The sequence below is a fragment of the Cellulosimicrobium cellulans genome, from assembly GCF_042723955.1.
GTDB classification, from domain to species: Bacteria; Actinomycetota; Actinomycetes; order Actinomycetales; family Cellulomonadaceae; genus Cellulosimicrobium; species Cellulosimicrobium cellulans_H.
The window spans coordinates 1-23311 of the sequence record NZ_JBHXIC010000070.1 but is presented as its reverse complement, the minus strand read 5'-3'; the positions used below and the strand labels follow the sequence as shown (position 1 = coordinate 23311).

16 protein-coding genes are annotated in these 23311 nt (G+C 72.6%); 8 read left to right on the top strand and 8 right to left on the bottom strand.

The window, feature by feature from the left end; all coding sequences use genetic code 11:
- Positions 1 to 115: 115 nt before the first annotated feature.
- The gene (locus ACFWH7_RS16310; RefSeq protein WP_378217889.1) at positions 116 to 4768 is read right to left on the bottom strand and encodes a galactose-binding domain-containing protein; all 4653 of its coding nucleotides are present in this window, start codon (positions 4766 to 4768) and stop codon (positions 116 to 118) included.
- Positions 4769 to 5289: 521 nt separating this feature from the next.
- Positions 5290 to 6120 carry a hypothetical protein gene (locus ACFWH7_RS16305; RefSeq protein WP_378217887.1) on the bottom strand — a complete coding sequence of 277 codons (831 nt, stop codon included), beginning with the start codon at positions 6118 to 6120 and terminating at the stop codon, positions 5290 to 5292.
- Positions 6121 to 6323: 203 nt separating this feature from the next.
- On the opposite strand from ACFWH7_RS16305, the gene ACFWH7_RS16300 reads away from it, so the two are divergent.
- Positions 6324 to 7253 (top strand): HhH-GPD family protein, encoded by a 930-nt coding sequence (locus ACFWH7_RS16300; RefSeq protein ID WP_378217885.1) that lies wholly within the window; start codon positions 6324 to 6326, stop codon positions 7251 to 7253.
- Positions 7254 to 7279: 26 nt separating this feature from the next.
- Here ACFWH7_RS16300 and ACFWH7_RS16295 read toward each other — a convergent pair whose 3' ends face one another.
- From ACFWH7_RS16295 to ACFWH7_RS16280, 4 genes are all read right to left on the bottom strand, one after another.
- Positions 7280 to 9253, bottom strand: coding sequence for a glycoside hydrolase family 127 protein (locus tag ACFWH7_RS16295; RefSeq protein WP_378217883.1), 1974 nt, complete (start codon positions 9251 to 9253; stop codon positions 7280 to 7282).
- 125 nt (positions 9254 to 9378) lie between these two features.
- Positions 9379 to 10272, bottom strand: coding sequence for a carbohydrate ABC transporter permease (locus ACFWH7_RS16290; protein ID WP_141389542.1), 894 nt, complete (start codon positions 10270 to 10272; stop codon positions 9379 to 9381).
- Between the two features lies 1 nt (position 10273).
- On the bottom strand, positions 10274 to 11284 hold the full coding sequence (locus tag ACFWH7_RS16285) for a carbohydrate ABC transporter permease (protein ID WP_378217881.1): 1011 nt from the start codon (positions 11282 to 11284) through the stop codon (positions 10274 to 10276).
- Between the two features lie 117 nt (positions 11285 to 11401).
- A complete protein-coding gene (locus ACFWH7_RS16280) occupies positions 11402 to 12718 on the bottom strand; it encodes an ABC transporter substrate-binding protein (RefSeq protein ID WP_378217879.1) in 1317 nt (438 codons plus the stop codon).
- Between the two features lie 325 nt (positions 12719 to 13043).
- Between ACFWH7_RS16280 and ACFWH7_RS16275 the strand changes: the two genes are divergently transcribed.
- Positions 13044 to 14075: a LacI family DNA-binding transcriptional regulator gene (locus tag ACFWH7_RS16275; RefSeq protein WP_047231526.1), complete on the top strand. Its 1032-nt coding sequence runs from the start codon at positions 13044 to 13046 to the stop codon at positions 14073 to 14075.
- Here ACFWH7_RS16275 and ACFWH7_RS16270 read toward each other — a convergent pair.
- A complete protein-coding gene (locus ACFWH7_RS16270; protein WP_378217876.1) occupies positions 14068 to 14646 on the bottom strand; it encodes an amino-acid N-acetyltransferase in 579 nt (192 codons plus the stop codon). The two genes, ACFWH7_RS16275 and ACFWH7_RS16270, sit on opposite strands and share 8 nt — an antisense overlap.
- Before the next feature lie 71 nt (positions 14647 to 14717).
- Positions 14718 to 15695, bottom strand: coding sequence for a sugar-binding transcriptional regulator (locus tag ACFWH7_RS16265; protein WP_378217874.1), 978 nt, complete (start codon positions 15693 to 15695; stop codon positions 14718 to 14720).
- Positions 15696 to 15898: 203 nt separating this feature from the next.
- Between ACFWH7_RS16265 and ACFWH7_RS16260 the strand changes: the two genes are divergently transcribed.
- The 6 genes from ACFWH7_RS16260 to ACFWH7_RS16235 all read left to right on the top strand — a co-directional run bounded on the left by ACFWH7_RS16260 (position 15899) and on the right by ACFWH7_RS16235 (position 23290).
- Positions 15899 to 17647 carry a glycerol-3-phosphate dehydrogenase/oxidase gene (locus ACFWH7_RS16260; protein WP_378217872.1) on the top strand — a complete coding sequence of 583 codons (1749 nt, stop codon included), beginning with the start codon at positions 15899 to 15901 and terminating at the stop codon, positions 17645 to 17647.
- 178 nt (positions 17648 to 17825) lie between these two features.
- Positions 17826 to 18587: an MIP/aquaporin family protein gene (locus ACFWH7_RS16255; RefSeq protein ID WP_378217870.1), complete on the top strand. Its 762-nt coding sequence runs from the start codon at positions 17826 to 17828 to the stop codon at positions 18585 to 18587.
- A 138-nt stretch (positions 18588 to 18725) separates the two neighbouring features.
- The gene (glpK, locus tag ACFWH7_RS16250; RefSeq protein ID WP_378217868.1) at positions 18726 to 20243 is read left to right on the top strand and encodes a glycerol kinase GlpK; all 1518 of its coding nucleotides are present in this window, start codon (positions 18726 to 18728) and stop codon (positions 20241 to 20243) included.
- 163 nt (positions 20244 to 20406) lie between these two features.
- Entirely contained in the window at positions 20407 to 20916 is a 510-nt protein-coding gene (locus ACFWH7_RS16245; protein ID WP_378217866.1) for a pyridoxamine 5'-phosphate oxidase family protein, read from the top strand.
- A gap of 57 nt (positions 20917 to 20973) precedes the next feature.
- On the top strand, positions 20974 to 21939 hold the full coding sequence (locus ACFWH7_RS16240; RefSeq protein ID WP_378217864.1) for an NAD(P)-dependent alcohol dehydrogenase: 966 nt from the start codon (positions 20974 to 20976) through the stop codon (positions 21937 to 21939).
- Between the two features lie 19 nt (positions 21940 to 21958).
- Complete coding sequence (locus ACFWH7_RS16235) at positions 21959 to 23290, top strand: alpha/beta fold hydrolase (RefSeq protein WP_378217891.1); 1332 nt, start codon at positions 21959 to 21961, stop codon at positions 23288 to 23290.
- Positions 23291 to 23311 lie beyond the last annotated feature (21 nt).

Below are 23311 nucleotides of genomic sequence, written 5' to 3'. Positions count from 1 at the left end.
GTGGGGTGGGCTCTTTTTTTTTAAAACCCCCCCCCCACCCCCCGCCCCGGGGGGGCCCCCCCCGGGGGGGGGGGGCCGCCCCGGGGCGAGACGGGTGTGCGACGCGAGCTGCGGGTCAGCCGCAGGTGGCGGCGTCGTACTGCTCGGTGACGGTCGTCGACCTTCCCTCGGCGTCGGTGGCCACGACCGTGACCTCGCCGGCCTCGACCGCCGTGGAGCGTGACGCGAACGACTGGTAGGCGTTCTTGCCGGGCTCGACGCCGTTGACGGTCTTGGTGCCGAACGGCGTGTCGAGGCGGACGGTGAGCGGCACCTCGTCGTCGTTCTGCGCTCGGACCGCGAAGTAGACCTTGCCGGCGAGGCAACGGGTCTGGGCGGTGACCGTGACCGCCGGACCCGCCGGGACGCCGTCGCCCACGGTCAGGGTGAGCGTCGTCGTCGTGGTGCCGGCGGTGCTCACGTAGTCCGGGAGGACGAGGTCGCCCCGGATCACGTACACGCCCGGCGTCTCGACGACGGACTCGTCGTAGTCCCACTCGACGCCGATCGCCTGGTTGTCGCGCGACCCGTCGTTGTACGACACGAGGACCTTGCTGGGCAGCCACGGCTGCTCGCCGACGTCGACGCTCTGCTCGAACTGCTCGGCGCCCTGGATGGAGATGCCGCCCTGCGAGCTCTCCGGCCGCACGTACACCTGGGCCTCGGCGATGAGGCCGTAGGTCGTGTTGGTGCCGTAGACCGTGAACGGCTCGACGTTGGTCTCGGCCACCATGGCGGGCGTGATGGGCTGCCAGCTGAAGTCGACCGCGCCGCGGCGGCCGCTCGAGTAGACGACGTCGAGCGACGTCGGCAGCTCGGGCACCTCGCCCGTGACGGTGCGCACGATCACCGGGCTCGCGACCGAGTCGACGGTGTCACCGTTGACGCGCCACCGCAGGATGCCGGTGCCGGCGCCGCCGGTCTGCACGCCGGTGATGCGGACGCGCAGGTAGCTGGCCTCGACGGGCTCGAACTCGAGGTGGTTGTAGGCGTTGCGCTGGAGCGCGCCCGCGTACGTGGAGCCCCCGGTCAGGGTGACGGGCGTCCAGTCGGTGCCGTTCTGCGAGTACTCGACCGTGTACGTGTCCGCGCGCGGCATGCGCGTCCCGCCGTTGTCGTCGTACCAGTAGATGTCGGTCGACGCGACGAGCACCGGGGACTCCCACGCGTACCGGATCCAGGCCGCGGTCTGCGGGCTCGTCCCGTTCGCTGGCTGGCCCCACGTGCCCCAGCCGTTGCCCGCGCCGGGGCTGGAGCTCGCGGGCGTCGAGGACTCGTTGACGCGGAGCGGGTTCTCCCACGACGCCGACCCGCTCGTCGTGATCGTCGCGAGCGCGCCGAACTCGGCCGACGTCGCCTTCTCGGTGAGCTCGACCTGGACGTCGCGCTCGGTCGTGAGCTCGCCGTCGGACGCGGTCAGGCGGAAGGTGTACTCCCCCGCGGCCGTGCCCGTGACCGTGGTGGTGAGGGCGTCGGCGTCGCCGAAGATGACGCTCGCGCCGTCGGGTGCGGCGACGGTCGTCCACCCGGACGTGAGCGTGCCGTCGTCGGGGATGCCGTCGTCGGTCACCGTGCCGACGAGCGTCGTGGACAGGTTGCCGTCCTTGGACCGGTCGACGTTCACCGTGACGGTCGGGGCGTCGTTGACGACCTCGGGCACGTCGCGGCCGGAGTCGAAGACCTGGATCTCCGAGATCGCGGTCCAGTACGACGGCGTGTTGGTGAACGCGACCCGGACCTTGTCGGTCGTCACGGCCTCGAAGAGCGCCTCGTTGAACTTGGGGCCGGGGATCTTCGGGGCCTTGAACGCGTCCGGCACCGACGTCCAGCCGCCCGACCCGTCGGGCACCTGGATCGCGTACCGCAACGGCTCGCGGTACCCGCCCGCCTGGCGGTCGCTGACGAACCAGACCTTGACGTTGTCGAACGTCGTGGGCTCGCCGAGGTCGAGCTCGACGTAGCCGGTGCTGCCCTCGGTCCCGTAGTTGCCCCAGTACGGCTCGTTGACGGTCGTGCCGTCGGTGACCGCGGCGAGCGACACGGGACGCTCGGTCTCGGCGATCGCCCCGGGGGTGTAGTTCATGGAGCCCGTGCTCCAGCCGGGCGTGTGGAACTGGCGCCACGGCGTCGGGCGCGCGCCCTGCTGGGTGGCCGACGACGACAGCTCGGCCCCGCGCGCGAGGTTGCCGGCGTCCTCCGTCAGGTCGATGCCGGCCGTCTTGAGGTAGGAGACGACGCGCTCGTCCTCGATCGGGGTGTCGACGGCCGTCGGCACGTCGGCGCCCTCGTCCGCGACGACCTCGACCGCGAGACCCTCGTCGGACTCGACGACCTCGTTCGCCGCCGGGTCGTAGACGAACCGGCCGAGCCCGTCGGCCGCGGCCTTGCGCTCGCCGTCGACGAACAGGCTGTAGCCCTCGCCGAGCCCGTAGTGCGAGCCGTCCTCGTCCCAGACGATCGTGACGTCCTTGCCGTGGTACCGCAGGTTGTTGACCATGAAGTGGTCGTACCCGAGGTCGATCGGCCAGAGCTCGATCTTGTCGTCGGACCGCGGCTGGATGCCGCCCATGTCCTCGACGTAGATGTAGTTCATGTTGCCGAGCATCACGTGGTTCGGGTTGTTGCGGTTGAACGTCTGCGTGCTCGCGTTCCAGTTCGAGTAGTACTCGGCCTGGTTCGGGACCAGCGCGTTGCCGTTCGGGTAGATGCTCCACGCCATCCAGTCGAGCAGCTTGGCCGCGTACTCGGGCGTGACGTACGTGTGGTCGGGGTCGTAGTGCCGCAGCGCGGACCGCACGCCGCGGTACTGGACCGTGAAGTTGATGTTGGAGAAGTTGTTCGAGCCGCCGATGCCGAACTTCGCCCGGTCGTACTGGTTGGCCGTGTAGAACGGAAAGATCGGGAAGTTGTCGCCGTAGCGCAGGAAGCGGAAGCCGTCGACGTACTTCTCGGCGTCCTCGACCGGGATGAGGTTCTCGGCGTAGACGTCGTAGAGGTTCGACTCCTTGGCCGGGATGAGGTCGCGCTCGGCCTGGCTCAGCGGGTTCTGGTTCCCGCCCGACGTCGCGCCGTGCGACGTGCCGGCGAGGAACATGCGCATCTCCTCGCTCCACAGCCGGCCGAGGATCGCGTCGCGGATCTCGTCGGCGGTCTGCCCCATCTCCTCGACCTTCGCCTCGTCCGCCCCCGCCATCGCGTAGAGCTGACGGGCGGCGTCGAACGCTCCCCAGACGTACGCGGACTCGGGCCGCTCGATCGTCCGCGCCCCCGGCGCCCCGGCGTTCACCTTGGGGTATCCGAAGCTGATCGCGTCCGAGTCGTTGCCGGGCATGTAGTTGGTGTCGTAGGCGATGAGCTTGTCGTCGTTGCCGTCGTAGTGCTCGAGCTGCCCGGTGCCGTCGCCCTCGAAGTACGTCGCGAAGCGCTCGGCGACCGCCGGACCGCCGCCGTGCACGTTGAACGCCTCGAGGCCTGCGGTGCCGAGGTACTGCGAGTAGTGGTTGTTCCAGCTCGTGTGGCCGGGGCTGTCGAGGAACGCGGAGGACCCCGACAGCTCGCCGATGTTGAGGATCTGCCCGTAGCCCAGGTACGGGTTGCGGATCCACTTGGTGTCCTGGAGGTGCATGGGCTGCGTGAGCGCCACCGAATTCTGGTAGAGGTTCACGCCCTCGATCGTCGTCGGGTACTGGTACACGTAGCCGGGCTCGTTCGCGTCCAGGCTGTTGTACCGCTCGCCCCACCAGCGGTAGACGATGGCCTTCTCGATCGCGTCGTCGGGCACGTCGATGTACGGGATGTCCTGGGCCCACTGGCGGTTGAACGCCGTGACGCCGGTGCGGAACGCGTCCGCCGGCGACAGCTCGGCGTACTCGTGGAAGCTCTCGACCGACTTCGGGAGCGTGTCGCTGGACAGCACGCCGAGCACGGACAGGTCGAGCGATCCGCCCGCGGGGACCGTGACCTCGCGGTCGAGGTTGGTGCCGGCGCGCTCGAAACCGGGCGCCTTGAGACCGATCGTCACGTCGGACCACGGGGTGTCCACGAGCCCGTTGTTGGACCCGCTCGTCAGGGTCCGCGTGCCGGTGAGCTCGTCGGCGGAGTCCGTCGACGTCGTCGCGAGCGGCGACGCCGCGCGCACCGTGAAGGTCACGTCGCTCGCGCCAGGGTTGGTGAACGTGATCGCCGACAGCGCCACGTTGTCGTGCGTGACGAGCTTCTTGAGGTCGGCCGTGACGCCCGTCGAGCCGACCGTGTACCGCGCCGTCGCGTGGCTCGGCGCGTTGAAGCGCCGCGCACCGACCTCGGTGATCGTCTGACCGGGCACGGTCACGGTGTAGAGGTTGCCGAGGTTGTTGGGCCCGCCCGCGAACGCCGAGCCCGCGAAGCCCATGACCGCCCAGTTGCTGTTGCCCCGCAGGTACAACGACCGGCCGCGGGTCTGGAGCACGCCGTTGTTCGCCGTCCCGCTCACCCCGAGCACGCGGTCGAGGTAGTAGTCGGTGCCGCCCGCGGCGAGGTCCTTCTCGAAGATCGACCCGTGCATCGAGCCCGCGGTCCACGGGACCCCTGGCTCGAGGGCGGCGGCGACCTGGTCCAGGTTCGTGTAGACCGGGTCACCGATGTCCATCGAGTCCGTCGTGCCGTCGGTGTAGACACCGACGTCGCTCTCGTTGCCCGGCACCACGTCGGCCTGCGCCGCCGGTGCCAGTGCGACGCCGGTGGCGGCCATCGCACCTGTCATCGCCGAGGCGACGACCCTTCTCCACGCTCTCCCCGACATCACCAAGTCCTCTCCATCGGGAACCGGAACAGGTTTCGGGACGACGGCGGGGCCGCGTGTCGCGCGGGTGGACTGCCTCGTCCGCCCGCCCCGCTGCGGGACGCGTGACCCTGATCGTCGTGCCGGCTCGCGCCGCCCCGCGGGCCGGTGGTGGTCGGGACCGTGGCCCCGGGTCCCTCCGCGGTGAGGTCGCCAGACGCGAGCCAGTCAACCAGCACGCACGGATCACCGCAATGGTTTTCGGTCTCGACTTTGACGCCGTGAGGAGGGCGATCTCTGCACGCTTCGGCGCCGCAAATGTTGCAAAGTCAAGCCTAGAGCCACCTGCGACGCAATCTCACGCTCGCGGTCGTCAGGACACGTATTTCTTCTCCGAAAGACACCTGTCATGGGTTTCACAACCGCTGAGGCGCAGCGAGCCCCGGGGTCGATCACGGGGGACGCGGTCGACCGCGTCGCGGGCCGGCCTGCTACGCGCCGTCGGCGGGGGGCGCCGTCTCCACCGGGGCGGTCTCCTCCTCCGACGAGACGGTCCCGTCGGCGGGCGGCGTCGCGCCGTCGGCCGGAGCGGTCCCGTCGGCCGGAGCGGTCCCGTCGGCCGGAGCGGTCTCGTCGGCCGGCGCGGTCGGCTCGGCCGGGTCGGGCGAGGGCGCGGGCGGCTCGAGGAGCGTGAAGGTCACAGGCTCGCTCGTCGCTCCCTCGACGCCCGCGATGCTCAGGACGGCCGTGTACGTGCCGGGTCCGACCTCCGGCTGGTCGGGGGCGCAGCCCTCGACCGAGCGGTGGCGGTCCCAGCGGACGAGCTTCGACGGGTCCTCGTCCCCGGTGCCCATGAGGAGCAGGCGCTCCGTCGAGCCGCAGTGCGCGGACGACCACACGAGCTCGTCGCCGGAGTAGATCTGCACCTGCCGCCCGGCGTCGGAGCCGTCGACGAGGCAGGGCCGGCCGCCGGACTGCCGGAGCGTGACGCTGAGCTGGACGGCGCGGCCGGGCTCGTACTCCGTCGCGCTCGTCGTGACGCCGAGCTCGAGGGACGCGGCCGTGCAGTCCTGCGGCGGCCCCGCGGCCTCCGGCGTCGGCGGCGGGGACTTGCCCTCCTGCGCCGACTCGTCCCCGGCCAGCAGCGGCTGCACCGCCCGCACGACGACCTGACCGAGCAGCACGAGCCCGACCACCAGCCCGACGAGCAGCGCGAGCGCGACGAGGCGGCGGCGGAGCAGGGCGCCGCGGGACGGCTTGCCCGCCCCGCGGCGCGGGCGGTCGCTCGGCCTCGGGGCGCGGTCGGTCCGCGGCGTGCTCACGGGGTCCTCCGGTCGTGCAGGTGCTGGTCGCGACCACGGTATCCGGGACCGGCGCGCGGCCCGGTGCTGCCGCGCCGACGACCGCCCAGATCGAGGCAGAATGGGTCGTCCCCACGACCTGTCGGCACCGTCTCGCCGTCACGACCGCCCGCCGGCTCGTCGTCGAGGGGCGCACCCGACGACCGAGAGGGACGACAGCCGTCATGACCGCCCCGGCTGCGCGCCAGGACCGCCCGCCCGTCTTCGCCCCGGGACGGGACCCGCACGCCGACCTGCGCGACGCCGTCGGGCGCTGGTTCGGCGAGACGGCGCGCGACCTGCCGTGGCGCGCCGCGGACCGCACCGCGTGGGGCGTGCTCGTGAGCGAGGTCATGCTCCAACAGACGCCGGTGGTCCGCGTCGAGCCGGCGTGGCGGGAGTGGATGGCGCGCTGGCCGGCGCCGGCGGACCTGGCGGCCGCACCGACAGCCGACGTCCTGCGCGCGTGGGGCCGGCTCGGCTACCCGCGGCGTGCGCTGCGCCTGCAGGAGTGCGCCCGCGCGATCGTGGAGCGCCACGACGGCGAGGTCCCGCGCGGCGAGGAGGCCTTGCGCGCCCTGCCGGGGATCGGCGAGTACACCGCCGCCGCGGTCACCGCGTTCGCGCACGGGCGGCGGGCGGTCGTCGTCGACACCAACGTGCGCCGGGTCCTGGCGCGGGCCGTCGACGGTGTCGCGCTGCCCGCGCCGTCGTACACGGCCGCCGAGCGCGCGACCGCCGCGGCGGTCGCCCCGCCGGGCGACGACGACGCCGTGCTGTGGGCGGCCGCGTCGATGGAGCTCGGTGCGCTCGTGTGCACGGCCCGGACGCCGCGCTGCGGCGCGTGCCCCGTGCGCGACGCGTGCGCGTGGCGGCGCGCCGGGCGGCCCGTCGACGAGCACGCGGGCCGACGGCGCACCCAGGCCTGGGCGGGCACCGACCGCCAGGTGCGGGGCCGGGTGATGGCCGCTCTGCGCGAGGCGCCGGGGCCGGTGCCGCGCGGCGTCGTGGCCGAGGTGTGGCACGACGCCGCGCAGCTCGACCGCTGCGTCGCGAGCCTCGTCGAGGACGGGCTCGTCGAGCAGGAGGACGACCTCTACCGCCTCCCCGCCTGACCCGCCGCCGGGCGCCCCGGACCGGGTCAGACGGTCGGCAGCCAGACGCGCATCGTCGAGGGGCCGCGCTCGGCCCAGTCGTGGTACGGCACGAGCCGGACGTCGACGGACGTCTCGACGGGCTCGACCGCGCGCCCGGAACCGGTCCGCCCCGGAGCCCCGCCCCGGAGCGGTGCGTACGGCCAGGGGGCCGTCGCCGGGTCCACGAGCAGACCCCGCACGACGACGCGCCCGTCCTCCTCGCGCGGGGGCACGGCCACGTCGACGCGCAGGTCGGAGACGTCGCGTCCGCCCGGCAGGTCGACGGACTCCACGCACAGGACCTCGGGGCCGCGCTGGACGGCGACGCACCCGCGCACGGCGTCCACGCGCTCGTCGGGCACGAGGAACCGCGGCGCGACGTCGAGGTCGAGCGTGACGACGCTCCCCGCCCGCAGGTCGGGGACCGCGACGGTGCCCGCGGGTACCTGGCGGGCCGGACCGTCGTCGACCACGAGCAGACCCGACCCGGACCACGCGGGCACGCGCAGCGTGAGCGCCCAGCGGTCAGGCGCCTCGACGACGCGCACGCGCACGCGTCCGTCCGCGGGGTAGCCGGTCTCGACGTCGAGCGCGACCGGCTCTCCGGACGGCAGCGTCGCGCGGACCTCGCTCGTCGCGTACTGGTGGAGCTGGACGCCGCCGTCGTCGACGGTGGCGACGTACCCGGCAAGGCTCGCGAACGTGCGCGCGACGTTCGGCGGGCAGCACGACACCTCGAACCACGGCGCCCGCAGCGACGACTCGGCGCGCTTGCTCACCTGGTCCGGCGCGGCGGGCTCACCCGGGACGCGCTGGTGGAGCGTGTTCGCGTAGTAGAAGGCGCGGCCGTCGTGCGCGGGCGACGTCGCGACGACGTTGAACAGCGTGCGCTCGACCACGTCCGCGTACCGCGGGTCGCCCTGCGCGAGCAGGAGGCGCCACGCCACCATGACGGACCCGATCGACGCGCACGTCTCCGAGTACGCACGGTCGGGCGGGAGGACGAAGTCGTCGCCGAACGCCTCGTCCTGGTGGTGCGAGCCCTGGCCCCCCGTGACGTAGGTGCGCGCGGCCTGCGTGCGCTCCCACTGCCGGGCGACCGCGGCGACGAGCTCGTCGTCGCCCGTCTCGACCGCGACGTCGACCGCGCCGGCGGCCAGGTAGTTCGCCCGGACGGCGTGGCCCCGGAACACGGTGGCCTTCCGCACCGGGACGTCGTCCTGGTAGTAGGCACGGCCCCACTCGATGTCCGCGAGCGTGCCGTGCCCGCGTCGCTCGACGAAGAGCGCCGCCTGCCGCACGTACCGCGGCTCGTCGAGCGCGCGCCCGAGCTCCGCGAGCGCCACCTCGACCTCCGCGTGCCCGCACACGCCCTGGATGCCGTCCGGGCCGAACGCCTCGCACACGTGGTCGGCGGAGCGGCGCGCGACCTCGACGAGGAGGTCGTCCGGGTGCCCGGTGCGGGCCCGCGCGACGGCCGCCTGCATGAGGTGGCCCTGCACGTACAGCTCGTGGCCCCACTCGAGGTCGGTGTACCGCGCCGGCTGGCCGGGGTTGCCGAACCGCGTGCACACGTAGCCGTCCGGCGCCTGCGCCGCCGCGACCCGCTGGACGATCGCGGAGAACCGGCGCTCGAGCCCGTCGTCGGGGCTGCGACCGAGCTCCCACGCCATCGCCTCGAGCAGCTTGTACACCTCGGAGTCGCTGAACTCCCGGCCCCGCCGGGTCGCCGCGACGTCGCCGCGCACGACGGCGTCGAAGTTCGGCAGCCAGCCCTCGGCCTCGAGCCAGTGCTCGATGTGCCCCAGGGTCGCGGCGCGGTTGACCTCCTGGCGCTCGGCCCAGAACCCGCCCGTGATGCGCACCTGCGCCAGCCCGAGCGGCTGCAGCCGCCCCGTCGCGGGGACGACCGGGCGTCCGCCGTCGGTCGGGCGGGCACCGGTCCCCGTCGTCCGGGGCACGGTCGGGGTCGTGGTCATGGCAGCACCTCCGGAGGCGGCGGCGCCGCCTCGTGGTTCGTCGGGTCGTTCGTGGGGTCGGTCGTCGGGGGCGCCGGACGGCGTCGGCCCGGCGGCGCGGGACGTGGGGGGCGGGGCGTGGGTCGTCATCCCTTCAGCGCCCCGGACATGAAGCCGCGCACGTAGTGGCGCTGGAGCAGGAGGAACAGGACGACGCACGGCGCGGCGAGCACGACGACGCCCGCCTGGGTCGCCCCGTAGTCGACGATGCCCATGACCTGCTGGCGCATGTTGGCGACCGCGAGCGGCAGCGGCGCCTTGGTCGAGTCGGTGATGAGGATGAGCGGCGCGACGAAGTCGTTCCAGGCCGCGAGGAACGCGAACAGGCCCACGGTGATGAGACCCGGCTTCACGGCGGGGACGAGCACGCGACGCAGCGCCCCGAACGACGAGCACCCGTCGACCATCGCGGCCTCGTCGAGCTCGCGCGGGACCGACTCGAACGAGATGCGCATCATGAACGTCGCGAACGGGAGCTGGAACATCGTGAGGACGAGCGCGAGCCCGAGCAGCGAGTTCTGCAGGTGCAGCGTGTTGAGCAGCACGTACAGCGGGATGAGCAGGGTCGCGTACGGGACCATGAGGATCGCGAGCGTCAGGAGGAAGAGCACGTCGCGGCCCGGGAAGCGGAACCGCGCGAACGCGAACCCGCCCAGCAGCGACACCCCGAGCGTGAAGAGCACCGTGAGCCCGGAGACGACGACGGAGTTCCACAGGTACTGCCAGATCCCCGCCTGGTAGCTCGCGAGGGTCGAGTAGTTGCCGAACCCCCAGCCGTCCACCTGGGCGCTGCCGGGCTGCGGCGAGAACGACGCGACCCCGGCCCACACGAGCGGGAAGAGGAAGACGATCGCGAGGCCCGCGGTGAGCACCCAGTACGGGGTGCGCGTGAGGACGCCGGCGATCCGGGCACGGGGCGCGGGCCGCCCGGGTCGCGCCGGGCGCGTCGCGGGGGCGGGAGCGGGTGCGGTGACGGCCATGTCACTTCTCCTCGGGTGCGCGCATGCCACGGACCTGCGCGACGTTGATGATCACGAGGGCCGCGAGCACGATGATCGACAGCGCGGCGGCCACGCCCAGGTCGTTCTGCCCCTGGAAGGCGATGTTGTAGATGAGCTGCACCACGGTGATCGTGCTGTTGTCCGGACCGCCCTTGGTGAGGATGTAGAACTGGTCGAACGCGAGCAGGGAGCCGGTGACGCACATGATCGTGCAGAGCGCGAGCGACGGTCGCAGGAGCGGCAGCGTCACCCGGCCGAAGGTCTGCCAGCGGTTCGCGCCGTCCATGCGCGCCGCTTCGTAGACCTCGTGCGGGATCCCCTGGAGGCCCACCATGAGCAGGAGCATGTAGAAGCCCGCGAAGCGCCAGACGATGAGGAACACGGTCGACCACAGCGCGCCCTCGGGCGACCCGAGGAACGAGACCGGCTCGTCGACGAGCCCGAGCCGCTCGAGCAGGGGCGAGATGGGTCCGACCTGCGGCGAGTACAGCGCGTAGAAGAGGAGCGACGCGGACGCGAGGCCCAGCGCGCTCGGCACGAGGATCGACGTGCGCAGGAAGCTCTTCCACCGGCTCGACTCCTGCACCAGGAGCGCGAACCCGAGGCCGAGGCCGATGAGGAGCACGGTCGCGATGACCGTGTACTTCACCGTGAAGACGACGGAGTCCCAGAAGAACCGGTTCTCGACGGCGTCGCGGAAGTTGTCGGGGAAGTTCACGCCCCGGTTGCCCGCCAGCAGCGGCCAGTCGGACGCCGACATCTGGCCCACCAGCAGCACGGGGAGGACGAAGAGGACGAGCACGAACACCGCCGTCGGGGCGGCGTAGGCCCACCCGCGGGTCGCCTGCGAGCGTCGCGGGCGACGGCGGCGCTCGGCGCCCGCCGGTACGGTGCGCCGGGGCGGGCGGTCGTCGCTCGCGGCGGGGCCCCGCGGCGCCGCGCCGTGCGGCACGGGCGAGGGCGGCGTCGAGGACGCGGACTGCACGGACATGAGAGGTCTCCTGGAACAAGGGCGAGGGAAGCCGGACCCGGCCCGCCGCCGCACGGTGGGCGCGGCGGCGGGCGCGGTGGTCACGCGGGTGCGGTCACCCGGGTGGTCACCCGGGGGTCACTGCGAGAGGACCGCGGTGATCTCCTCGTTGTCCGGCTCGATGCTCGAGCCGTCGCCGAACACCGCGTTGCGCACGAGCGTGAGCCACGGGCTGTTCGGCGCGTTGAACGCCTGCTGGAAGTTGCGCGCGACGGGCGTGCGGCCCTTGCTCGCGATCTCGTTGATCGTCACGACGCGCGGGTCGGCCGACGAGTACTCGTTGTCGACCAGGTCGGCGCGCGAGACGACGTCGCCGTTCTTGGCCAGCACCTCGACCTGCGCCTCCTCGGACATCATCCAGGAGAGGAAGTTCCACGCCTGGTCGGACTGCTCGCTGTCCTTGGAGATGCCGATGCCGTCGCCGCCGACGAACGTCGACTCGCCGCCGCCCGGCCCCGGGATCGGGGCGACCCCGACGTCGACCGTCTCGTCGGCCGTCGACAGGAGCGTCGCCGGGTACGGCATCACGCCGATCTTGCCCTCCTGGAAGGGGGCGACCCAGGTCGCGCCGGTCTCGTCCCGGGTGCCGGCGCCTACCGCGTCGGAGTCGACGAGGTCCTTGTACACGGCGTAGACGTCCTGCGCGGTGTCGCTCGCGAGGAGTGACTCGGTACCGTCCGCGCTGAGCACGTCCTCGTCCGCGGCCCAGACCGACGGGAACCACGTGAAGACGAGGCACCCGCCGCAGTTGCCGCCGAAGAAGGTGCCGTCGACGCCGCCGCCGAGCGCGTCGACCGCCTTGGCCTGCTCCGCGAACTCCTCGAGCGACGTCGGGCCGGCCTCCGGGTCGAGGCCCGCCTGCTCGTAGAGGTCCTTGTTGTAGAACAGGACCGAGATGTCGAGCACGAACGGGAGGACATGCTCCTGGTCCTCGTAGGTGCCGGCCTCGAGGTGGCCCTGGTTGATCTCGTCCGCGAAGTCGAGCTGGTCGATGCGGTCGGTGACGTCCTGGAACAGGCCCTGCTCGACCCAGTTCGGCACGTACACGATGTCGGCCGCGAAGAGGTCGGGCAGGCCCCCGCTGCCCGCGGCCGCGCCGACCTTGGCGACGTAGTCGTCGTTGGGGACGATCGTCAGCTCGACCTGGTTCTCGTGGCTCGCGTTGTACGCGTCCACGAGGAGCTTTGCCTGCTTCTCGAGCGGCGCGCGCGTCCACAGCGTGAGCGTGCTTCCGTCGTCGACGCCCTCGACGCCACCCTCTCCCGTCCCGCCCGTCGCGGCGTCGTCGCCGCCGGATCCGGACCCGCCGCACGCGGCGAGCCCGAGCGCGACGAGGCCGGCGAGCGTCGTCGTGGCCACGGACCTCTTCCAGGAGGCCCCGCGGTGGTTCTTCATCTCGTGTCTCCTCGTACTCGTCATCGAGCCGTTGCACCTGCGCCCCGTGCCCGCGCTGTGGGCGAACACGTTTTCGGTCATCGTGTCGCGCTGCGGCGCGCTCCACGTGGCCGACACTCCCCTCAGGCGGCTAGTGTTCGAGGTCCTGGCGTCGCCTGCGAGCCCCCTGCTCGTGACGTGCGTCGGAACCGAAACCAACCGAAAAGGTTTTCTGAATGTATGGCAGCGCGGTAGTCTCGTCAAGCACAGCAGCGGGTTACAGTTCGATCACGGCTCGATCGTCGAGGGCGCAGCGCAGCGCACCGGCAGGAGGGGGAACGGCCTCATGACGACCCAGAGCGGGAGCGCCACGCCGCGCGCAGCGACCCTCACCGACGTCGCGCGCCTCGCGGGCGTGTCCATCGCGACCGCGTCCAAGGCGATCAACGGGCGCGACCAGGTCAAGGCGGAGACGCGCCTGCGCGTCCTGGAGGCCGCCGAACGGCTGTCGTTCGCGCCCAACGCGCTCGCGCGCGGGCTGCTCAAGGGCCGCACCGGAACCGTCGGGCTGCTCACGAGCGACCTCGAGGGCCGCTTCTCGATCCCCGTGCTCATGGGCGCCGAGGACGCGTTCGGCGCCGGCCGCGTGTCGGTCTTCCTGTGCGACGCGCGCGGCGACGCCATCCGCGAGCAGCACCACGTCCGCGCCCTGCTCTCGCGGCGCGTGGACGGCCTCATCGTCGTCGGGTCGCGCACCGACCCCCGACCCCCGCTCAGCGCCGACGTCCCGGTCCCGGTGGTGTACGCCTACGCGCCGTCGGAGGACCCGTCCGACGTCTCGATCACGGCCGACAACGTCGGCGCCGGCCGGCTCGCCGTCGAGCACCTGCTCTCGTGCGGGCGCCGCCGCGTCGCGCACGTCTCGGGCGACCCCGGCTACAAGGCCGCGCAGGACCGCGCGGCGGGCGCCGAGGCCGCGGTCGCCGCGGCCGGCCTGGAGCTCGTGGGCGGGCAGACGTTCTTCGGCTCGTGGAGCGAGGGCTGGGGACGCGGAGCGGCGCGCATGATCGTCGAGCAGCACGGCGACGTCGACGCGTTCTTCTGCGGGTCGGACCAGATCGCGCGCGGCGTGCTCGACGCACTGCGCGAGCTCGGCCGGGACGTCCCCGGCGAGGTGTCCGTCATCGGGTTCGACAACTGGGAGGTGCTCACGACCAACGCGCGCCCCCAGCTCACGAGCGTGGACATGAACCTCGAGCGCCTCGGCCGGGTGGCGGCGCAGCGCCTCTTCGCGGCGATCGACGGCACCGTGCGACCCGGCGTCGAGGAGCTCCCGTGCCGGGTCGTGACGCGCGCGTCGACGGTCCCGATCAGCTGAGCGGGGCGGTGCCCTCCGGCACGTCGTCGAGGTCGAGCAGCATGCGCGTGTTGCCGAGCGTGTTGGGCTTCACGCGCGCGAGGTCGAGGAACTCGGCGACGCCGTCGTCGTGCGAGCGCAGGAGCTCGGCATACACGTCGTGCGAGACGGGCGTCCCGTCGATCGCGCGAAACCCGTGCGCCCGGAAGAAGTCGACCTCGAACGTCAGGCAGAACACGCGACGCAGGCCGAGCGCCCGCGCCCGCGCCAGGAGCTCGACGACGAGCGCGTGCCCCACGCGGTGCCCGCGCCACGCGGGGTCGACGGCGAGGGTCCGGATCTCCGCGAGGTCGTCCCACATGACGTGCAGCGCGCCGCACCCGACGACGAGCGGTGCGCCCGCGCCGTCGGGCTCACCGGTCGCGCCAGGTTCCACCTCGGCGACGACGAACTCCTGGACCGCCTCGTAGTACCCCACCAGCTCCTTGGCCAGGAGGATCCGTGCCTCCGCATAGGGCTGCACGAGCGCGCGGACCGCGCGCACGTCCGCGGGCAGGGCGGGACGGACGCGGACGGCGGAGGTCGTGGGCACCGCGTCACTGTACGCGGATCCGACGGGTCTTGCATACTCATGCAGCCGAGCGCATACGTGCGCGTCTCCGCTCACCCGCCTCCGACCAGGCGGGACGCCGTGATCTCGTCCACGACGAGGTCCGTGACGACGCCGGCGCGCAGGGCCGCACGCAGCGGCGCCACCTTGTTGTCGCCCGCCACGGCGCACACGCGCCGCGGGACACGGCGCAGCTCGTCGGGGCCCGGGCCGGTCGCACGCTCGTTGAGCGCGATGTCGCGGTAGGTGCCGTCCGCGCGCAGGAACACCGTGCACACGTCGCCGACGACGCCCTCGGCGTCGAGCACCGCGATGTCGTCGGGCTCGAGGTAGCCCGCCGAGTAGACGTGGGACGGCACGCCGCCCGCGACGGCGCCCACCGAGAAGAGCGCGATGTCCGCCCGGTGCTGCACGTCGAGGACGCGCCGCACCGAGCGCTCGCGCCACATCGCCCGCTTGGTCTCGGCGTAGTCGAAGAACGCGGGCACTGGGAAATGGTGCACGTGCGCGTCGAACGCGGTGCCGAAGCCCGCGATGAGGTCACCCGCGTAGTGCACGCCCGACGTGCGCGTGTTGGCCGCGCCGTTGAGCTGGACGACGGCGCTCCCCCGCGTCGGCTTGCGCGGCAGGTGCCGGGAGATGGCGGACAACGTGGTCCCCCACGCGATGCCGAGGATCATGTCGGAGTCGAACCACGTCGACAGCAGGCGCGCGGTCGTCAGGGCGACCTGCTCCAGCCGCTCGACCTGCGGCGCCTGGTCCGGCACCGGGACGACGTACGCGTCGATGCCCCACGTGCTCGAGAGGTGCTGGCCGAGCCCGGGACCGCGGCTCCGCGCCGGCCGCAGCGAGATCTCGACCAGCCCCGTGTCGCGCGCACGCTTCACGAGGCGCGACACCGTCGACCGCGACGTGTGCAGGTGCTTCGCGATCACCTCCATCTTCATGTCCTGGAGGTAGTACATCGACGCCGCCCGCAGGACGTCCTGCTCCCGGTCCACCATGACGGTCTCCTTCCGCTCGACCTCCATTCTGCACGTTCGTGCACCACGGTTGCGCGTCCGTTCGGCGCGTGGTGGTCTGGAGGGCGTGCCGTCGCGCCGGGACCCCGGCGCGCGCACGGCGGTTACCGCTCGCGCACCCTGGTCGGGCGTGGGACCGTCGCTGTGAGCGCACCGTGGGCGCATCGTCCCGCGGCGTGCCCGCAGCACCGAGGGACGAGAGAGGGAGACGGATGGCATCCACGAGACTCACCGCGGAGTCGCGCCGACAGGCGCTCGCCGCGCTCGAGGCCAGCACGAGCGCCGACGCGGAGCTCGACGTCCTCGTGATCGGCGGCGGCGTCACCGGTGCGGGGATCGCGCTCGACGCGGTGACGCGCGGGCTGTCGACGGCGATCGTCGAGGCCCAGGACTGGTCGGCCGGGACGTCGAGCCGGTCGAGCAAGCTCGTCCACGGCGGGCTGCGGTACCTGCAGATGCTCGACTTCCACCTCGTCAAGGAGGCGCTCACCGAGCGCGACCTCTTGCTCAAGGAGATCGCGCCGCACCTCGTGCGGCCCGTCCCCTTCCTCTACCCGCTCGAGCACCGCGTGTGGGAGCGCGCCTACGTCGGCGCGGGCATCGCGCTCTACGACACGCTCGCGAGCGTCGCTCCCGGCCGGCGGGCGATGCCGCTGCACCGGCACCTGTCCCGCAGCGGCATGGAGAAGAAGTTCCCCGACCTCGCGCACGACGCCGCGGTCGGCGCGGTCCAGTACTGGGACGCGTCCGTCGACGACGCCCGGCTGGTCACCACGCTGGTCCGGACCGCCGCGTCCTACGGCGCGCACGCCGCGGCGCGCACGCAGGTCGTCTCGCTCACCAAGGGCTCGACGGGCGCCGTGAACGGTGCCGTCCTCATGGACCTCGAGACCGGGCGGGAGATCACCGTGCGGGCGCGCGCCGTCATCAACGCGACGGGCGTGTGGACCGAGGACACCGAGGCGCTCGCGGGCAGCGAGGGCGGGCTCCGCGTGCTGGCGTCCAAGGGGATCCACATCGTCGTCCCGCGCGAGCGCATCAAGGGCAAGGTCGGGCTGATCCTCCAGACCGAGAAGTCGGTGCTCTTCGTCATCCCGTGGTCGCGCTACTGGGTGATCGGCACCACCGACACCCCGTGGGAGCAGGAGCTCCAGCACCCCGTCGCGACCGCGGCCGACATCGACTACGTGCTCGAGCACGCGAACGCGGTGCTCGCGCACCCGCTCACGCGCGACGACATCATCGGCACGTGGGCCGGCCTGCGACCGCTCCTCCAGCCCGGCACCAAGGAGGGCACGAGCTCCGCGAAGGTCTCCCGGGAGCACACGGTCGCCTCCCCCACCCCGGGCCTGACGGTCATCGCCGGCGGCAAGCTCACGACCTACCGCGTGATGGCCAAGGACGCCGTCGACTTCGCGATCGGCCAGCGCGCGAGCGCCCTGCCGTCGATCACGCAGAAGATCCCGCTCCTGGGCGCGGTCGGTCTCGACGCCGTCCGGCGTCAGGCGCGACCGTGGGCCTCGCGCTACGGCTGGACGCCCGCCCTCGTCGACCACCTGCTGCACCGGTACGGCTCCAACCTGCGGGAGATCGTCGAGCTGTGCGAGGCGCGGCCGGACCTGGCCAAGCCGCTCGAGCACGCGCCCGCGTACCTGCGTGCCGAGATCGCGTACGGCGTCTCCCACGAGGGCGCGCTGCACCTCGAGGACCTCCTGCTGCACCGCACCCGGCTCAACTACGAGGTCGCCGACCGCGGCCTCGCCGCGCTTCCCGAGATCGCCGACCTCGTCGCCGAGCTCCTCGGGTGGGACGACGCGACGCGCGCCGCCGAGATCGCCAGCTACACCGACCGCGCGAACGCGGAGGCCGCCGCCGAGCAGGAGCCCGACGACGCCTCCGCCGAGCGCACCCGGCTGGAGGTCGACGACGTGTCGCCCCTCCAGCCGCTCCGCACCACCTGACAGCAGAACACCGCTCGCGAGCGGGCCTCGGGCGCCGTCCGGCAGGGGATGGCGCCCGACGGCCCTCGCACACCGACCTCACGGGGCGCACGCCGACGGCGGACCGGCCCGAGGACCCGGCGCTCTGGCGCGCCGGGACGGTTGAGACAGAGAAGTCCACCACGAAAGAGAGAGCACGATGGATCAACTCCTCATGAACGCCTTCTGGTCCGAGATCCTCGGCACGGCGACACTGATCCTCCTCGGTGCGGGCGTCGTCGCCAACGTCATCCTGCCGAGGACCAAGGGCTTCAACGGCGGCTGGCTCCTCATCAACTTCGGATGGGGCCTTGCGGTCTTCACCGCCGTCTACGTGGCCTACAAGTCGGGTGCGCACATCAACCCCGCCGTGACCATCGGCCTCTTCACCGCGCAGGAGCCGTTCTACTCCGTGACCGGGCCGGAGGGCTTGGTCACGGCGACGATCGAGCCCACCGTGGGGAACATGTTCATGTACTTCGGGGCGCAGATGATCGGTGCCTTCGTCGGCGCCGTCTTCGCGTTCCTCGCGTACAAGAAGCACTTCGACGAGGACGCGCCCGGCGCGACCAAGCTCGCGGTGTTCTCCACCGGCCCCGAGATCCGCTCCTACGCGTGGAACTTCGTCACCGAGGTCATCGCGACCTTCGTGCTCGTGTTCTTCGTCGTGGCGTCCGGCAAGACGCCGTCCGGCCTCGGGCCGCTCGCCGTCGCGCTCGTCGTGGTCGGCATCGGCGCCAGCCTCGGTGGTCCCACCGGGTACGCCATCAACCCCGCCCGTGACCTCGGTCCTCGCATCGCGCACGCGCTGCTGCCGATCCGTGGCAAGGGCTCGAGCGACTGGGCCTACTCCTGGGTCCCCGTCGCCGGTCCGCTGGTCGGTGGCGTGCTCGCCGGCCTGCTCGGGGCGGCCTGGGTCTGACCGGCCCCACGTCAGGACCATCTCCCCCGCGTGACCGGGGAGCCGGGGGACTCCCCGGTCACGCGACCCGCCGCCGTCGGGCGCCGGGCACCTTCGACGCAACCCACACCCACACCGACGTGAAGGACTGAACGCACCATGGCCGACTACGTTCTCGCCATCGACCAGGGGACCACGAGCTCCCGGGCCATCGTCTTCAACCACTCCGGGGAGATCGTCTCCACCGGGCAGCTCGAGCACGACCAGATCTTCCCGCGCGCAGGGTGGGTGGAGCACAACCCGGAGCAGATCTGGAACAACGTCCGCGAGGCCGTGGGCCTCGCGCTCACCCGCGCCAACGTCACGCACAACGACATCGCGGCGGTCGGCATCACCAACCAGCGCGAGACCGCGGTCGTGTGGGACAAGACGACGGGCAAGCCGGTCTACAACGCGATCGTCTGGCAGGACACCCGCACCCAGAAGATCGTCGACGAGCTGGGCGGCTCCGACGGTCCCGAGAAGTACAAGTCGATCGTCGGGCTCCCGCTCGCGACCTACTTCTCCGGCCCCAAGGTCAAGTGGATCCTCGACAACGTCGAGGGCGCGCGCGAGAAGGCCGAGGCGGGCGACCTGCTGTTCGGCAACACCGACACGTGGACGCTGTGGAACCTCACGGGCGGCGTCAACGGCGGCGTGCACGTCACCGACGTGACCAACGCGTCGCGCACCATGCTCATGGACCTCGACACCCTCTCCTGGCGCGAGGACATCGCGGCCGACATGGGCATCCCGCTGTCCATGCTCCCCGAGATCAAGTCCTCCTCCGAGGTCTACGGGCACGGCCGCCAGCAGGGCCTCCTCCCGGGCGTGCCGATCGCCGGCATCCTCGGCGACCAGCAGGCCGCGACGTTCGGCCAGGCGTGCTTCGAGGTCGGGCAGGCCAAGAACACGTACGGCACGGGCAACTTCATGCTGCTCAACACGGGCACGGAGAAGGTCATGAGCCAGAACGGCCTGCTCACGACCGTCTGCTACAAGATCGGCGACCAGCCCGTCCGCTACGCGCTCGAGGGCTCCATCGCCGTCACGGGATCGCTCATCCAGTGGCTCCGCGACAACCTCGGCATGTTCGAGGACGCCCCCGACGTCGAGTGGCTCGCCGGCAAGGTCGAGGACAACGGCGGCGCGTACTTCGTGCCTGCGTTCTCCGGCCTCTTCGCCCCGTACTGGCGCTCCGACGCGCGCGGCGCGCTCGTCGGCCTCACGCGGTACGTCAACCGCAACCACATCGCGCGCGCCGCGCTCGAGGCGACCGCGTACCAGACGCGCGAGGTGCTCGACGCGATGAACGCCGACTCCGGCGTCGACCTCACCGAGCTGCGCGTCGACGGCGGCATGGTCGCCAACGAGCTGCTCATGCAGTTCCAGGCCGACCAGCTCGGCGTCGACGTCGTGCGCCCGAGGGTCGCCGAGACCACGGCGCTCGGCGCCGCGTACGCCGCGGGCATCGCCGTCGGGTTCTGGAAGGGCGAGCAGGACGTCATCGACAACTGGGCCGAGGACAAGCGCTGGAGCCCGTCGATGGACGACACCGAGCGCGAGCGCCTCTACCGCAACTGGAAGAAGGCCGTGACGAAGACGTTCGAGTGGGTGGACGAGGACGTCGAGCAGTAGTCCCGACGTCGCGTCCCCCGCGGGACGCGGCACGTGCGGAGGGGTGGGGTGCCCGGGGGCGCCCCACCCCTCCGTCGTCCCCGGCCCGGCGAGCGAGCCCCGGGGCACGTGCCTAGCGTCGGAGGAGGTCGCGACACGGCGGCCCGCCACGACGGGAGACGTCATGACCGACACGCACCACGAGCTGCCGCACGCCGGGTCCGACGAGGTCGAGAAGGTCCGCGAGCTCGTCAAGGACGAGCGGATCGCCATGCTCACGACCGTCGCGGAGGACGGGAGCCTCGTCAGCCGCCCGATGGGCGTGCAGGCCGTCGACTTCGACGGCGACCTGTGGTTCTTCGCCGCGGCGGACTCGCACAAGGTCGCGGAGATCGCCCGCGACTCCGCCGCCAACGCCGCGTTCTCCGGGACGAGCTCGTGGGTGTCGCTCTCCGGGCGGGCCACGCTCGTGCACGACCCGGACAAGATCCGCGAGCTGTGGAACACCGTCGCCGACGCGTGGTTCCCCGACGGCCCGGACACCCCGGGGGTCGTGCTCATCCGCCTGCACGCCGAGTCGGCGGAGTTCTGGGACTCCCCGGGCGGCCGCGTCGCGACGCTCTTCAGCCTCGTCAAGGCGAAGGTCACCGGGCGCCCGTACGAGGGCGGGGAGAACGAGACCGTCGAGCTCTGACGCCTCCGCCGTCGGCCCGGGCTCGCTCCCGCCCGCGGGAGTACCTACGGTGGGCGGGTGCGCGCGTGGGTCTACGAGCGGTACGGCGGGGTCGACGAGCTGCGGCTCCGTGAGGTGCCGACCCCTGCGCCGGTGCACGGCGAGGTCCTCGTCGAGGTCGTCGCGACGTCCGTGAACCTGTCGGACTGGGAGGCGCTCCGGGGAACCCCGGGCTACGCGCGCCTCGACGGGCTCCGCGCGCCGCGCACCCAGGTCCTGGGGTCCGACGTCGCCGGTCGCGTCGTCGCGGTCGGGGACGGGGTCACGCGCTTCCGTCCGGGCGACGAGGTCTACGGCGACAACCTCCCGCGCCGCGGCGGGTTCGCGGAGCACGTGGTGATGCCGGAGAAGGCCGTGGCGCACAAGCCGCCGGCACTGACCTTCGCCCAGGCCTCCACGATCCCGCAGGCGGGTGCCATCGCGCTCCAGGCCCTCGCGTCGCCGGCGCCGGGGTCTCGCGTGCTGGTCAACGGCGCGGGCGGCGGCTCCGGGAGCCTCATGGTCCAGCTCGCGGTCGCGCGGGGCCTGCACGTCACCGCGGTCGACAACGCGCGCAAGCTCGACTTCCTCGAGCGGCTGGGCGCGCACGAGGTGATCGACTACCGGCGGACCGACTTCACGCGGACCGGCCCGTACGACCTGGTGGTCGACCTCGTCGCGCACCGCTCCGTGCTCGCCTACCGGCGCGCGCTCGCCCGCCGTGGCCGGTGCCTGATGGTCGGGGGCACGCTGCGCACGCTGCTCCGCATGCTCACCGTCGGGCCCGTCCTGGGAGCGCTGACCGGTGCACGGCTCGGCGTCCTCTTCGTACGACAGGGTCCGCGTCATTTCACGCCGCTCGCCGACCTGTGCGCCGCCGGCGACGTCGAGATCCACGTCGACCGCACGTTCCCGTTCGTGGACGTGCCCGCCGCGCTCACCCTGCACGGTGAAGGACGCGCCCTCGGGAAGGTCGTCGTCACCGTGCGCGACGCCGCTGGCTAGGGTGGAGCGCGTGAGCGTCCTGCGCGAGACCAGCTACACCGTCCCCGGCATCCACGTCACCGACCGCGAGCTCGCGGTGCCGCTCGTCTGGGGTGACGACGCCGACCCGCGCCGCCTGACGCTGTTCGTGCGCGAGCTCGTCGACCCCGTGCGTCGTCGCGACGACCTGCCGCTGCTCGTCTTTCTCCAGGGCGGCCCCGGCGGCAAGGGTCCACGTCCCACCGGTCCCGACGGCTGGGTCGGCACCGCGCTCGAGACCCACCGCGTCGTGCTGCTCGACCAGCGCGGCACCGGTCGGTCGTCGGCCGTGCGGGGCGCGGCGCTCGCCGCGCGCGGGACGGGCGCCGCCCAGGCCGAGTACCTGGCGCACTTCCGCGCCGACGCGATCGTCGCGGACGCCGAGCACGTGCGCCGCACGGTCTACGGCGGCCGGCGCTGGTCCTCGCTCGGGCAGTCGTACGGCGGGTTCCTCACGATGACGTACCTGTCCCGGGCGCCCGAGGCGCTCGACGCGTGCTACGTGACGGGTGGCCTGCCCGGCCTCACGGCGGACGCGCGCGAGGTCTACCGTCGCACCCAGCCGCGCGTCGTCGCGAAGAACGCCGCCTACCGCGAGCGCTACCCCGACGACGCGGCCCGTCTCGCGCGCGTCGCGGACCGCCTGGCCGCCGGCGACGTGCGACTGCCCGACGGCGACACGCTCACCGTCCGCCGGCTCCAGTCGCTGGGCATGGACCTCGGCATGAAGCCCGGCCCGGAGCGCATCCACTGGGTCGTCGACGAGGCGTTCGACCCCGACGCCCCCGGCGAGCTCACCGACACGTTCCTCGCGGAGCTCGCCGCGGCGACGTCGTTCCGCACCAACCCGCTCTACGCCGTGCTGCACGAGTCGATCTACGCGCAGTCCGGCACCGGGCCCACGGCCTGGGCAGCCGAGGCCGTGCGCGCCGAGGACCGCGCGTTCGACCCGGCGGCCCGGCCGCTGCTGCTCACGGGCGAGATGATCTACCCCTGGATGTTCGACGAGGTCGCCGCGCTGCGCCCCTTCCGCGCGGCGGCGGAGGCGCTCGCCGCGCGCGAGGACTGGCCCGACCTGTACGAGCTCGACGTGCTCGCCCGCAACGAGGTGCCGGTCGAGGCGGCGGTGTACTTCGACGACATGTTCGTCGACGCGGGCCTGTCGCTCGAGACCGCCGCCCACGTCGGGAACGTCCGCACGTGGGTCACGAACGAGTTCGAGCACGACGGCCTGCGCACGGGCGACGTCCTCGCCCGCCTGCAAGACCGCCTCGCCGCCCGAGGCGGCCCCCTCCCCACGCCGGGGGGTTTGGGGGTGGAGAGGGGAGGGTGAGGGGGGGTGGGGGGGCGGGGA